This window comes from Streptomyces sp. NPDC059201, assembly GCF_042754585.1.
Lineage (GTDB): Bacteria > Actinomycetota > Actinomycetes > Streptomycetales > Streptomycetaceae > Streptomyces.
The window spans coordinates 96,848-108,761 of record NZ_JBHZBB010000015.1; the positions used below are offsets into that span (position 1 = coordinate 96,848).

The 11,914-nt window shown below is 72.0% G+C and carries 13 protein-coding genes and 3 tRNA genes; 7 read left to right on the forward strand and 9 right to left on the reverse strand.

What is annotated here, in order from left to right; genetic code table 11:
• The first annotated feature begins 5 nt into the window (after positions 1-5).
• Positions 6-914, forward strand: a complete 909-nt coding sequence (locus ACFXMG_RS35235) for a phosphoribosylaminoimidazolesuccinocarboxamide synthase (protein ID WP_383814016.1) — start codon at positions 6-8, stop codon at positions 912-914.
• A 134-nt stretch (positions 915-1,048) separates the two neighbouring features.
• Here ACFXMG_RS35235 and ACFXMG_RS35240 read toward each other — a convergent pair.
• The 8 genes from ACFXMG_RS35240 to ACFXMG_RS35275 form a co-directional block, all read right to left on the reverse strand.
• Positions 1,049-1,121 (reverse strand) — tRNA-Gly (locus ACFXMG_RS35240).
• Between the two features lie 22 nt (positions 1,122-1,143).
• A complete protein-coding gene (locus ACFXMG_RS35245; RefSeq protein ID WP_031011447.1) occupies positions 1,144-1,758 on the reverse strand; it encodes a response regulator transcription factor in 615 nt (204 codons plus the stop codon).
• The gene (locus tag ACFXMG_RS35250) at positions 1,755-3,020 is read right to left on the reverse strand and encodes a sensor histidine kinase (protein WP_383814013.1); all 1,266 of its coding nucleotides are present in this window, start codon (positions 3,018-3,020) and stop codon (positions 1,755-1,757) included. The genes ACFXMG_RS35245 and ACFXMG_RS35250 overlap by 4 nt, the downstream gene beginning before the upstream one ends.
• 28 nt (positions 3,021-3,048) lie before the next feature.
• A complete protein-coding gene (locus ACFXMG_RS35255; protein ID WP_383814011.1) occupies positions 3,049-3,846 on the reverse strand; it encodes an ABC transporter permease in 798 nt (265 codons plus the stop codon).
• Entirely contained in the window at positions 3,843-4,793 is a 951-nt protein-coding gene (locus ACFXMG_RS35260; protein WP_383814009.1) for an ABC transporter ATP-binding protein, read from the reverse strand. The genes ACFXMG_RS35255 and ACFXMG_RS35260 overlap by 4 nt, the downstream gene beginning before the upstream one ends.
• A 138-nt stretch (positions 4,794-4,931) precedes the next feature.
• A tRNA-Gly gene (locus tag ACFXMG_RS35265) sits at positions 4,932-5,004 on the reverse strand.
• Positions 5,005-5,085: 81 nt separating this feature from the next.
• A tRNA-Gly gene (locus ACFXMG_RS35270) sits at positions 5,086-5,157 on the reverse strand.
• Between the two features lie 124 nt (positions 5,158-5,281).
• Positions 5,282-5,623: an Lsr2 family protein gene (locus ACFXMG_RS35275; RefSeq protein WP_383814007.1), complete on the reverse strand. Its 342-nt coding sequence runs from the start codon at positions 5,621-5,623 to the stop codon at positions 5,282-5,284.
• A gap of 366 nt (positions 5,624-5,989) precedes the next feature.
• Here ACFXMG_RS35275 and purS point away from each other — a divergent pair, with 366 nt between their 5' ends.
• From purS to ACFXMG_RS35300, 5 genes are all read left to right on the forward strand, one after another.
• Positions 5,990-6,235, forward strand: coding sequence for a phosphoribosylformylglycinamidine synthase subunit PurS (gene purS, locus ACFXMG_RS35280; RefSeq protein ID WP_015035032.1), 246 nt, complete (start codon positions 5,990-5,992; stop codon positions 6,233-6,235).
• Entirely contained in the window at positions 6,232-6,912 is a 681-nt protein-coding gene (purQ, locus tag ACFXMG_RS35285) for a phosphoribosylformylglycinamidine synthase subunit PurQ (RefSeq protein ID WP_383814005.1), read from the forward strand. Before purS ends, purQ begins: the two co-directional genes overlap by 4 nt.
• Positions 6,912-9,161: a phosphoribosylformylglycinamidine synthase subunit PurL gene (gene purL, locus ACFXMG_RS35290; protein WP_383814003.1), complete on the forward strand. Its 2,250-nt coding sequence runs from the start codon at positions 6,912-6,914 to the stop codon at positions 9,159-9,161. Before purQ ends, purL begins: the two co-directional genes overlap by 1 nt.
• A gap of 106 nt (positions 9,162-9,267) precedes the next feature.
• Positions 9,268-9,774 carry an ArsR/SmtB family transcription factor gene (locus tag ACFXMG_RS35295; protein ID WP_383814002.1) on the forward strand — a complete coding sequence of 169 codons (507 nt, stop codon included), beginning with the start codon at positions 9,268-9,270 and terminating at the stop codon, positions 9,772-9,774.
• A 22-nt stretch (positions 9,775-9,796) separates the two neighbouring features.
• Positions 9,797-10,654, forward strand: a complete 858-nt coding sequence (locus tag ACFXMG_RS35300) for a M23 family metallopeptidase (protein WP_383814000.1) — start codon at positions 9,797-9,799, stop codon at positions 10,652-10,654.
• Here ACFXMG_RS35300 and ACFXMG_RS35305 read toward each other — a convergent pair.
• A complete protein-coding gene (locus ACFXMG_RS35305; RefSeq protein WP_383813998.1) occupies positions 10,642-11,052 on the reverse strand; it encodes a nuclear transport factor 2 family protein in 411 nt (136 codons plus the stop codon). The two genes, ACFXMG_RS35300 and ACFXMG_RS35305, sit on opposite strands and share 13 nt — an antisense overlap.
• 66 nt (positions 11,053-11,118) lie before the next feature.
• Here ACFXMG_RS35305 and ACFXMG_RS35310 point away from each other — a divergent pair, with 66 nt between their 5' ends.
• Positions 11,119-11,907: a sterol carrier family protein gene (locus ACFXMG_RS35310; protein WP_383813996.1), complete on the forward strand. Its 789-nt coding sequence runs from the start codon at positions 11,119-11,121 to the stop codon at positions 11,905-11,907.
• The last annotated feature ends 7 nt before the right edge of the window (positions 11,908-11,914 follow it).

An 11,914-nucleotide genomic window follows, 5' to 3' on the forward strand; every position in this document is an offset into this window, starting at 1 on the left:
GAACCGTGTCCGGATTCGTAGAAAAGCCCGAGCCCGTCGAGGTTCCGGGCCTGACCCACCTGCACACGGGCAAGGTGCGCGACCTGTACCGGAACGGGGCGGGCGAGCTCGTGATGGTGGCGAGCGACCGCATGTCCGCGTACGACTGGGTCCTGCCCACCGAGATCCCGGACAAGGGCCGCGTCCTCACCCAGCTCTCGCTGTGGTGGTTCGACCAGCTCTCCGACCTGGTCCCGCACCACGTCCTCTCCACCGAGCTGCCCGAGGGCGCCCCCGCCGACTGGGCGGGCCGCACCCTGATCTGCAAGTCCCTGGACATGGTCCCGGTCGAGTGCGTCGCCCGCGGCTACCTCACCGGCTCCGGCCTGGTCGAGTACGACGAGTCCCGCACGGTCTGCGGCCTCGCGCTCCCCGAGGGGCTGACCGACGGCTCCGAGCTGCCCGCGCCGATCTTCACCCCGGCGACCAAGGCGGCCGTCGGCGACCACGACGAGAACGTCTCCTACGAGGAGGTGGCCCGCCAGGTCGGCGCCGAGACCGCCGCCCTGCTGCGCCAGACCACGCTCGCCGTCTACGGGCGCGCCCGGGACATCGCCCGCGAGCGGGGCATCATCCTCGCCGACACCAAGTTCGAGTTCGGCTTCGACGGCGGGACCCTGGTCCTCGCCGACGAGGTGCTGACCCCGGACTCCTCCCGCTTCTGGCCGGCCGACCAGTGGCAGCCGGGCCGCGCCCAGCCCTCGTACGACAAGCAGTTCGTGCGCGACTGGCTGACTTCTCCGGCCTCCGGCTGGGACCGCAGGAGCGAGCAGCCCCCGCCGCCCCTCCCGCAGGAGATCGTGGACGCCACGCGCGCCAAGTACCTGGAGGCGTACGAGCTGCTGACCGGCAAGTCCTGGTCCGACAGCTTCTAGCCGACACGGCCGCACCATCCCGTACGGGTCCCCTGCCCGGGGCCCGTACGGCGTTGCCGGTCGTACGGCGGCGCCGGTCGCTTCCCGTGGACACGAAGAAGGCCCCGGTTCCAAGAACCGGGGCCTTCACTCTGAGCGGACGACGAGATTCGAACTCGCGACCCTCACCTTGGCAAGGTGATGCTCTACCAACTGAGCCACGTCCGCATGCGCCGTAGCGCGCTGCTAACTATACCCAACCTTTCGACCGGGCGAGACGCACCGCGGCATGACGGTTCTCGGCGCCGAGCTTCGCGGCGGCGGAGGAGAGGTAGTTGCGGACGGTGCCGGGGGAGAGCGCGGCCCGCCGGGCGATCTCCGTGACGGGGGCGCCGTCGGCGGCGAGTTCGAGCACCTCGGCCTCCCGGGCGGTCAGCGGCGAGTCCCCGGCGGCGATCGCGTCGGCCGCCAACTCGGGGTCCACGTAGCGGTTTCCCGCGTGGACGGTACGGATGAGCTCGGCGAGCCGCTGGGCGCTGACGGTCTTCGGGGCGAAGCCGCGGACGCCCGCCGCCAGGGCCCGCTTGAGGTGCCCGGGGCGGCCGTGGCTCGTCACGATCATCGTGCGGCAGTCCGGGAGTTCGTCCCGGATCGATGTGGCCACCGTCACACCGTCCGCCCCCGGCATCTGGAGGTCGAGGACGGCGACGTCGGGCCGGTGGGCGCGGGCCATGGCGAGCGCCTCGGGGCCGGTCGCCGCTTCCGCGACGACGACGAGGTCGTCCTCCAGGGCGAGCAGGGCGGCGAGCGCGCCCCGGATCAGGTGCTCGTCGTCGGCGAGCAGGACGCGCACGGGCTCGGTCACGCGACCGTCTCCTTCTCCTGTCGGATGCCGGTGGACCCCGGCACGGCCAGCGGCACCCGGGCGGTGACGCGGAAGGACTGCGGATCGGCGAACCCGGCCTCCAGGGTGCCGCCGACCGCGACGAGCCGTTCGCGCAGCCCGGCGAGGCCGGAGCCGGTCCGGCCGGGGGCGCCGGCCCCGTCCCGTACCGCCGCGCCGTCGTTCTCCACGGTCAGCAGCACCGCGTCGGCGGTCCGCCGGAGGGTGATCGCGCAGCGGCCGGCGTCGCCGTGCCGCAGCACGTTGGTGGTGGTCTCGCGGACGACCCAGCCGAGCGCGGACTGCACTCCGGCGGGCAGGTCGAGGGCGGGGGCGTCGACGGCGCAGTCGATGCCGGCGGCGCCGAGGACCCCGCGGGCGCCCTCCAGCTCGACCCGCAGGTCGGCCTCCCGGTAGCCGCGGACGACCTCCCGGACCTCCCGCTGGGACTCCTGGGCGATCCGCTGGACCTCCACCATCTGGTCCACGCTCTCGGGGCGGCCGCGCCGGGCGAGCTGGACGGCGAGCTCGCTCTTGAGCGCGATCACCGAGAGGTTGCGGCCCATGACGTCGTGCAGGTCGCGCCCGAAGCGGAGCCGTTCCTCGGCGACGGCGAGCCGGGCCTTGAGGTCGCGGGAGCGCTCCAGTTCCTGGACGACGCCGAGCAGCCAGGAGGAGAAGCCGCAGGCCGCGGCGTAGCCTCCACCGCCGGCGAGGACGGCGATCAGGGTGACCAGCGACTCCAGGGCGCCGTGGCCGAAGACCAGGACGGGCAGCGCGCAGCCGACGGCGGTGGAGGTGACCGCGTACACCATGTGCCGTACGCGGTCGACGCAGAGGACGAGCGCGCCGATGGTGAAGATCGCGCTGACGACGATCACGCTCGCGTTGACGGAGCCGTTGGGCAGGACCCCGGCCGTCCACAGGGCGCCGACGGTGAGGTTGGCGAGCGCGGTGACGGCGGCGAGGCCGGCGGCGAGCCGGACGGGCCGCGCCCGCGTGCCGGTGGTGTGGTCGAGGCCGCGGGAGGCGACCACCCCGCAGAGGACGGAGTGGACCAGGATCCACAGGGTGAGCCCGATCACCGGGCCGCTGCCGAGCTCGCCGCGCTCTCCCCGGCTCAGCGGGATGCTGCTGAGCGCGAAGAGCTCGACCGGGGCCATCAGGTGGAAGGTCCAGCGGGTGTACAGCTCGACCTTCCCGGCGACGCTGCGCCGTGACCACCATCCCGTCATCGTGGACATCCCGTCCCGTCTCCCCTCCGGTCCCGCCCTAGCGCCGGGGCTCCCAGCGGAACCAGCGGCGGACCGCCCACGCCGTCAGGACGCCCCAGGCCACTGTATTGAGCGCGGCGGTGAGCAGGCTGCCCGAGTGGGCGGTGCCGAGCCAGCCGGCGCGGACGAACTCCATGGCGCCGCTGAGCGGGAGGAGCTGGGCGATGTCGGCGGCGACGCCGGGCAGGGCGTCGCGGGGGACGAAGAGGCTGGAGCCGAAGGAGGAGACGAGGAAGAGGGGCAGGGTGGTGAGGCCGGCGCTCTCGACGGTGCGGGTGAAGGTGGTGGTGATGGCGGCGAGCCCGGCGAGCAGCACGATCGCGGCGGCGAGGCCGAGGACGAGCAGGTCGGGGCGGGCGGGGGCGTCGGCGCCGAGGAGGGTGAAGCCGCCGATGGTGAGGATCGCGGCCTGGGCGAGGGCGATCGCGGTGGCGGGCAGGGCGGCGCCGGCGAGGATCTCGGCGTCGGTGGCCTCGCCGGTGCGCAGCCGCTTGAGGACGAGTTCCTCGCGGCGGGCGACGAGGCTGGAGGTGAGGCTCATGTAGACGACGAGGAGGAGCACCATGCCGGTGCCGCCGATGAGGGTGGCGGCGCCGAGGGAGATGCCGAGGGTGGCCTCGTCGATGCCCTTGAGGGAGGACCGCAGCAGGAAGATCATCAGCAGCGGCATGGCGGCGGCGATGAAGAGGTTGTTGCGGTTGCGGCCGAGGAGGGTGAGTTCGGCGCGGCCGAGGGCGGCGAGCCGGGTGAGCGTGGTGGACGGGCGGCCGGCGCCGGTCGTGGTGGGCGTCGTCATCGGGTCACGGACTCCTTCGGGCCGGCGGGGGTGTCCTCCGTGCGGGAGGCGATGTCGAGGAACGCCTCTTCGAGGGAGGCGGAGCGGGCGTCGAGGCCGTCGAGCCGGACGCCGTGGTCGCGGGCCCAGCCGAGGAGTTCGGTGAGGTCGTCCTGGAGGGTGTGGGTGCGGATCTCGATCCGGTCGCCCTCGGCGGCGGCCTTGAGCCCGAGCGGCAGGCGGGCGGCGGGCACGTCGGCGGGGAGCGCGAAGCGGATCCGGGCGGGCTGGGCGGCGGTGACCTCGGCGGGGGTGCCGGAGAGGACGATGCGGCCCTTGTGCATGATCGCGAGCCGGTCGGCGAGCGTCTCGGCCTCCTCCAGGTAGTGCGTGGTGAGGAGGACGGTGGTGCCCTGTTCGCGCAGTTCGCGGACGAGTTCCCAGGTGTCGCGGCGGCCCTCGGCGTCGAGGCCGGTGGTGGGCTCGTCGAGGAAGAGGACCTCGGGGCGGCCGAGGAGCGCGCAGGCGAGGTCGAGGCGGCGGCGCTCGCCGCCGGACAGCTGCTTGATCCGCACCTTCTCGCGGCCGGTGAGGCCGACGGCGCCGAGTGCCTCGCCGGCGGGCCGGGCGCCGCTGGTGACGCCGGCCCACATGCGTACGGTCTCGGCCACGGTGAGGTCGGAGGGGAAGCCGCCCTCCTGGAGCATCACGCCGATGCGGGGGCGCACGACGGAGCGTTCGCGGTACGGGTCGTGGCCGAGGACGCGGGCGGTGCCGCCGGTCGGGGCGGCGAGGCCCTCCAGGAGTTCGACGGTGGAGGTCTTGCCGGCGCCGTTGGTGCCGAGGAGGGCGAAGATCTCGCCCCGCGGCACGGAGAGGGAGATCCCGCGCACCGCCTCGAAACCGCCGTCGTAGCTGCGGCTCAGGTCGGTCGCCTCGATGGCCGGTGTGGGGGCTTCAGCTGTCATGGCCCCAGCCTCCCGTCATTGCCGGGAGAAGGGGAGTGCGGGCTGTCATCACCCGGACTGACAAATGTCATGCGGAGGGAAAGGGAAGTGGGAAAACGACGAAGACCCCGGTTCGATGAACCGGGGTCTTCAACCCTGAGCGGACGACGAGATTCGAACTCGCGACCCTCACCTTGGCAAGGTGATGCTCTACCAACTGAGCCACGTCCGCATTGCTCCCGACCAGCTCTCACTGGGCGGTGCGAGCACCACTCTACCTGATCCACCGGAGTGGTCGGTAACCGTGATGCAGAGCGGGTGACAGGGATCGCACACTGCGCCTTCCCCCTGGAAGGGGGATGTTCTACTACTGAACTACACCCGCACGCTGCGTGAGGTTCGGCTTTGCGGCCTTGCCCCTCGGCGTGATCCAGACTCTAGCGGATCATGGGGGGTGGAACGCAAATCCGTTCCGCCCGCGTCCCGACCGCGCTGTCGATGCCCCGCCGTCAGCTCGCGGCGCGGAACGCCTCGTAGACCCGCTTGGGGATACGGCCCCGGGCCGGCACGTCCATCTTGTTGGACTGGGCCCAGGCGCGGACCGCCGCCGGGTCGGGGGCGAGGGCGGTGTGCTTGTACGGGGCGGTGGTTCCGGTCACACCGGCCGCCGCCTTGCCCGTCTGCTTCCGCCCGGCGGCGAGGTAGGGCGCCAGTGCCTTGCGGAGTTTCTTTGCATTGGCAGCATTCAGGTCGATCTCGTACATCTTCCCGTCGAGACCGAACGCGACCGTTTCCGCCGCTTCTCCGCCGTCGATGTCGTCGGAGAGGGTGACCACCACTCGCTGCGCCACGGATATCGGTCCTTTCCTGTGGCCTGCCACCTGTCGAGGGCTATGGGTACGCCTCTGACGTGCGGTGACACCAGGCCGCCGGCTGCCCAGGGACAATGCTGCTTTCCTCTGGATTCCTTTGTACAGCGACGGGCGTCGCATTGTGAAGCCCTGTCAATTGTCTCAGCGTGTCCCGGGGCAATGCGAGGCGCAATATTTCACTCGCATTTCATGTGCGGCGCGGTGTAGGGGGTTTGGGGGTGGATCATCGTCGGGGGTGGCTTCCGGCCTGGGCATTTGTAGGATCCTTCAGATCTCTACCCGCGTAGAATTTGGAGGCAGGTACGCTGAGGGAACCGCCCACGCAACACACCACCGGGAGTGCCAGTGGCACGCGTCGTAGTCGACGTCATGCTCAAGCCGGAGATCCTCGACCCGCAGGGACAGGCGGTGCAGCGTGCACTGCCCCGCCTCGGGTTCGCCGGAATCGCCGACGTCCGTCAGGGGAAGCGCTTCGAGCTGGAGGTGGAGGGGCCGGTCGACGACGCCGCCCTCGCCCGCATCCACGAGATGGCCGAAACCTTCCTCGCCAACACCGTGATCGAAGACTTCGTCGTGAAGGTCGAGTCGTGAGCGCTCGCATCGGCGTCGTCACCTTCCCCGGCACGCTCGACGACCAGGACGCGCTGCGCGCCGCCCGCCTCGCGGGCGCCGAGCCGGTCTCGCTCTGGCACCGCGACAAGGACCTCAAGCAGGTCGACGCCGTGGTCCTCGCCGGCGGTTTCTCCTACGGCGACTACCTGCGGGCCGGAGCCATCTCCCGCTTCTCGCCGGTGATGGAGACCATCATCGAGCAGGCGAAGGCGGGCATGCCCGTCCTCGGCATCTGCAACGGCTTCCAGATCCTCACCGAGGCCCATCTGCTGCCGGGCGCGATGCTGCGCAACAACCACCTCCACTTCATCTGCCGCGACCAGAAGCTGCGGGTGGAGAACGCGGAGACCGCCTGGACCTCGGACTACGTCCGCGGCCAGCAGATCGAGGTCCCGCTCAAGAACATGGACGGCCGGTACGTCGCCGACGAGCGCGTGCTCGACGAGCTGGAGGCCGAGGGGCGGGTGGCCTTCCGCTACCTGGACGTCAACCCCAACGGCTCGCTCCGCGACATCGCGGGCATCACCAACGCCGCGGGCAACGTGGTCGGCCTCATGCCGCACCCCGAGCACGCCGTCGAGCCGCTGGTCGGCACCGGCAAGACGGACGGTCTCGGTTTCTTCACCTCGATCCTCAAGAAGCTGGTCAACGCCTGATGAGCCTCGACACCGTCAAGCACGCGAGCGAGACGCCGGACAGCGAGCAGCCCTGGAAGGAGCTCGGCCTCAAGGAGGACGAGTACGCGCGCATCCGCGAGATCCTCGGCCGCCGTCCCACCGGCGCCGAGCTCGCCATGTACTCGGTCATGTGGTCCGAGCACTGCTCCTACAAGAGCAGCAAGGTCCACCTGAAGCAGTTCGGCGAGAAGACCCCCGCCAACGACGCCATGCTCGTCGGCATCGGTGAGAACGCGGGCGTCGTCGACGTCGGCCAGGGGTACGCGGTCACCTTCAAGGTCGAGTCGCACAACCACCCCTCGTACATCGAGCCCTACCAGGGCGCGGCCACCGGCGTGGGCGGCATCGTCCGCGACATCCTCGCCATGGGCGCCCGCCCGGTCGCGGTCGTCGACCCGCTGCGCTTCGGCGCGGCCGACCACCCCGACACCAAGCGCGTGCTGCCCGGTGTCGTCGCCGGCATCGGCGGCTACGGCAACTGCCTGGGCCTGCCGAACATCGGCGGCGAGGTCGTCTTCGACTCCTGCTACCAGGGCAACCCGCTGGTCAACGCCGGCTGCATCGGCGTGATGAAGCACGAGGACATCCACCTCGCCAAGGCGTCCGGCCCGGGCAACAAGGTCATCCTGTACGGCGCCCGCACGGGCGGCGACGGCATCGGCGGCGTCTCGGTCCTCGCGTCCGAGACGTTCGACGACACGAAGCCGACCAAGCGCCCCGCCGTCCAGGTCGGCGACCCGTTCCAGGAGAAGCTCCTCATCGAGTGCACCCTGGAGATCTTCCAGGAGAAGCTCGTCGCGGGCATCCAGGACCTCGGCGGCGCCGGGCTCTCCTGCGCCACCTCCGAGCTGGCCTCCGCCGGTTCCGGCGGCATGCGCGTGGACCTCGACAAGGTGCACCTGCGCGACGCGACGCTCTCGCCCGAGGAGATCCTCATGAGCGAGTCGCAGGAGCGCATGTGCGCGATCGTCGAGCCGCAGCACGTCGACCGCTTCCTGGAGATCTGCGAGAAGTGGGACGTCATCGCGGTCGTCATCGGTGAGGTCACCGAGGGCGAGCGCCTGGAGATCTTCTGGCACGGCGAGCAGATCGTCGACGTGCCGCCGCGCTCCGTCGCCCACGAGGGCCCGACCTACCACCGGCCGTTCGCGCGCCCGGAGTGGCAGGACGCGCTCCAGGCCGACGACGCCGGCAAGCTGCCCCGGCCGCAGACCGGCGCCGAGCTGAAGGACCAGGTCCTCAAGCTCGTCTCCTCCCCGAACCAGGCGTCGAAGTCCTGGATCACGGACCAGTACGACCGGTTCGTGCAGGGCAACACGGTCCTGGCGCAGCCCGAGGACGCGGGCATGGTCCGCATCGACGAGGAGACCAACCTCGGCGTGGCCATGGCGACCGACGGCAACGGCCGGTACGCCAAGCTCGACCCGTACACCGGCGCGCAGCTCGCGCTGGCGGAGGCGTACCGCAACGTCGCCGCCTCCGGCGCCAGGCCGCTCGCCATCTCGGACTGCCTGAACTTCGGTTCGCCCGAGGACCCGGCCGTGATGTGGCAGTTCGCCGAGGCCACCCGCGGTCTCGCCGACGGCTGCTTCCAGCTCGGCACCCCGGTCACCGGCGGCAACGTCTCGCTGTACAACCAGACCGGTGAGGTCGCCATCCACCCGACGCCCGTCGTGGCCGTCCTCGGTGTGATCGACGACGTCAACCGCCGTACCCCGATCGCCTTCGCGGAAGAGGGCCAGCTCCTCTACCTGCTGGGTGACACCACGGAGGAGTTCGGCGGTTCGGCCTGGTCCGAGGTGATCCACCAGCACCTCGGCGGCATGCCGCCGGCCGTGGACCTCGACCGGGAGAAGCTGCTCGGCGAGATCCTGATCTCGGCCTCCCGCGACGGCATGATCGACGCGGCGCACGACCTGTCCGACGGCGGCCTCGTGCAGGCGGTCGTCGAGTCCTGCCTGCGCGGCGGGAACGGCGCGCGCCTGGTCGTCCCGGAGGGCCTGGACGCCTTCACGTTCCTCTTCTCGGAGTCGGCGGGCCGCGCGGTCGTCGCCGTCCCGCGCAGCGAGGAGCTCCGCTTCACCGACATGTGCGGCGCCCGCGGCCTGCCGGCGACCCGCATCGGTGTCGTCGACGGTGACGCGGTCGACGTCCAGGGCGAGTTCGCGCTCTCCCTCAGGGAGCTGCGCGAGGCGCACGAGGCGACGATCCCGGCCCTGCTGGCCTGAGTCCACGCAGTATCCACGCAGTAAGGGAGAACCCCCGCTCCGCTCGGGCGGGGGTTTTTCCGTACCCCGTTGTACGGAATTACGTGATGACGTAATCTCGGATGTCATGGAGATCGAGGAGCGCGTCGCCGCGCTGGAGGCACGGATCGCCGCGCTGGAGGCGTCCGCCGCCGCGCCGAAGCCGGCCGGGGAGTACGAGGGCGACTTCTGGGCGCTCGACGGCTGGAAGGAACGCCTGGCCGCCGCCGGGAGCGAGGCCGCCGACGGCGGGGTCCTCTTCACCGGAGCCGTACGCCTGCCCACCGGGGAGCGGTACGAGTGGCAGACCGGCGCCCTCACCGAGGACCTCCTGGAGGACGAAGGACCGGTCGAGGCGCTCGCCGCGCTCGGGCATCCCGTACGGCTCCGGCTGCTGCGGGAGATCCTCGGCGGGCGGCGCACGGTGGCCGAGCTGTCCGAACTCGCGGACCTCGGCACGACGGGCCAGATCTACCACCACCTGCGGCAGCTCACCGCCGCCGGCTGGCTCCGCCCCGGCGGCCGGGCCCGCCACGAGGTCCCCGCCGAACGCGTCGTCCCCCTCCTCGTCGTCCTCGCCGCCGCCCGCCGCTGACCCGTACTCGGAGGAACCCCGCATGTCCTCATCACGGAAGGCCCGCAAGACCTGCGCCGTGCTCCACCGGCTGCTGTGGCTCGTCTTCGTCGTCCAGGCGCTCGCCTCGGTCGTCGTCGAACCGCCCTACCCGTACGCCGCCGGCTGGCTGCCCTTCCTCGCCGCCGCCGCGCTCGGCCTCGGCCTCTCCCTCACCGCCCGCCGCGCCGCCGCGGCCTCGACGCCCGCGCCCGTGGAGGTCGAGCCGCCCGTCACCGGCACCTGGTCCGCCCTGAACAGCCCCGCCGACCGCGTGCCCAGCCACGGCACCCGCGGCTACGGCCAGGCGTACGCGATCGACATCGTCGAGGAGGACCCGGACCGGCCCCGCCCCGCCTTCGCCGCCCTCGCCCCGCTCGCCCGCCGCCCCGACGCGTACCCCGCCTTCGGCGCGCCGCTGCTCGCCGTCGCGGACGGCACCGTCGTGCACGCCGAGGACCGGCAGCGCGACCACCTCGCCCGGCCCTCGCTGCCGGCCCTCGCCTTCCTGCTGCTGGTCGAGGCGCCGCTGCGGGCGCTCGCCGGGCCCCGCCGGGTCACCGGCAACCACCTCGTCCTGGACCTCGGCGACGGTACGTACGCGATGTACGCGCATCTGCGGCGCGGCTCCCTGCGGGTCCGTCCCGGCGACCGGGTCACGGCCGGGCAGCCGCTCGCCGGCTGCGGGAACTCCGGCAACTCCACCGAGCCGCATGTCCACTTCCAGCTGATGGACGCCCCTGACCTGGACACCGCGCGCGGCGTCCCGTTCACCTGGCGCGGCCTCGGCGTGCCCCGCAACGGCGAGACGTTCTCAGTCCCTCGGGACTCGGTGCCCCAGGACGCGGCCTACTCGTCCTGACCCCAGAAGGCGTCGCACTCGGCGATGTCCGCCACGCACTCGTCGATGTCGGAGATCCTGTCGCCGATGGTCGTGAAGAACAGGCCGCCGTCCATCTCGATGCCCCGGTCGTCCTTGTCGGCGTGCCACGTGTGGACGGCCATGACGTGGCCCCTGCCGTCCGGGTAGACGCCCTTCAGCTCCACGCGGAAGGTGCCGCCGGTCAGTTCGAAGACCTGGGAGTAGAGGCCCAGGACGTTGTCCCGGCCCTTGAAGTGCCCGGAGATCCGGTTCTCGCCGGGCGCGTGGTGAGTGCAGTCGCTGGTCAGGAGCGAGGCGAGCGTCTCCATGTCGCCGGCGGTGAACGCCTCGTACCCCTTGCGCACCAGGGCCGCGTCGGGATGCTCGTGATGGGTCATGGTCCCGCCACCGCCATTCGTGAGGGGTCGGCCCCCTCCCTCAAGTCTCGGCGTTAGCCTCGGCCCATGCCACCCGCCAGGAAACGCGCCCGCAGTCATGACCCCGCCAAGACCCGCACCGCCGTCTCCGCCCAGTTCGGGCACGTACGGGACGCGGTGCTCGCCCTGCCGCCGGAGGCGCTCGACCGGCCCACCCGGCTCGGCACATGGACGGTGCGGGAGCTGGCCGCGCACCTGACGATGGCGCTCGGCGCGGTCGTGCGCGGGCTCGAAGCGCCCGAGCCCGCCCGCCGCGAACTCGCCCTGCTGGACTGGCCGTCCGCCACCGCGAGCGGCGCCGGGCGGATCGACGAGGACGTCCGGGCGCTCGACGCCGCCGACCTGCCCGGTCTGTACGCGCGCACGGAGCGCCGGTACGAGGAGCTGGTCGCCGTCGCGGACGGGGAGCGGCTCGTGCCGACCCGTTTCGGCGCCATGACGCTGGCCGAATACCTCGTCACCCGCACCGTCGAACTGGTCGTCCACACCGACGACCTCGCCGCCGCGACCGGCACGGAGATCCCGTACGACCGGCAGGCGCTCGCCGCCTGCACCCGGCTGCTCGCCGACGCCCTCGCCGCGAAGGCCCCCGGCGGCGCGGTGGAGCTCAGGATCCCGCCGTACGCGGTCGTGCAGTGCGTGGAGGGCCCCCGGCACACCCGCGGCACCCCGCCGAACGTCGTCGAGACGGACCCGCTCACCTGGATCCGCCTGGCCACCGGGCGTACCCGCTGGGCGGACGAGCTCGACGCGGCCCGGATCGCCGCCAGCGGCGAGCGCGCCGACCTGACCGGGCTGCTCCCCCTGATGGGCTGAGCTCCGG

Bases quoted from the DNA above. Each gene is read 5' to 3' on its own strand.
- ACFXMG_RS35250 (WP_383814013.1), bottom strand. From the start codon at position 3,020: ATGTCCACGATGACGGGATGGTGGTCACGGCGCAGCGTCGCCGGGAAG.
- ACFXMG_RS35255 (WP_383814011.1), bottom strand. From the start codon at position 3,846: ATGACGACGCCCACCACGACCGGCGCCGGCCGCCCGTCCACCACGCTC.
- ACFXMG_RS35260 (WP_383814009.1), bottom strand. From the start codon at position 4,793: ATGACAGCTGAAGCCCCCACACCGGCCATCGAGGCGACCGACCTGAGC.
- purL (WP_383814003.1), top strand. From the start codon at position 6,912: ATGAGCCTCGACACCGTCAAGCACGCGAGCGAGACGCCGGACAGCGAG.
- ACFXMG_RS35295 (WP_383814002.1), top strand. From the start codon at position 9,268: ATGGAGATCGAGGAGCGCGTCGCCGCGCTGGAGGCACGGATCGCCGCG.
- ACFXMG_RS35300 (WP_383814000.1), top strand. From the start codon at position 9,797: ATGTCCTCATCACGGAAGGCCCGCAAGACCTGCGCCGTGCTCCACCGG.
- ACFXMG_RS35305 (WP_383813998.1), bottom strand. From the start codon at position 11,052: ATGACCCATCACGAGCATCCCGACGCGGCCCTGGTGCGCAAGGGGTAC.
- ACFXMG_RS35310 (WP_383813996.1), top strand. From the start codon at position 11,119: ATGCCACCCGCCAGGAAACGCGCCCGCAGTCATGACCCCGCCAAGACC.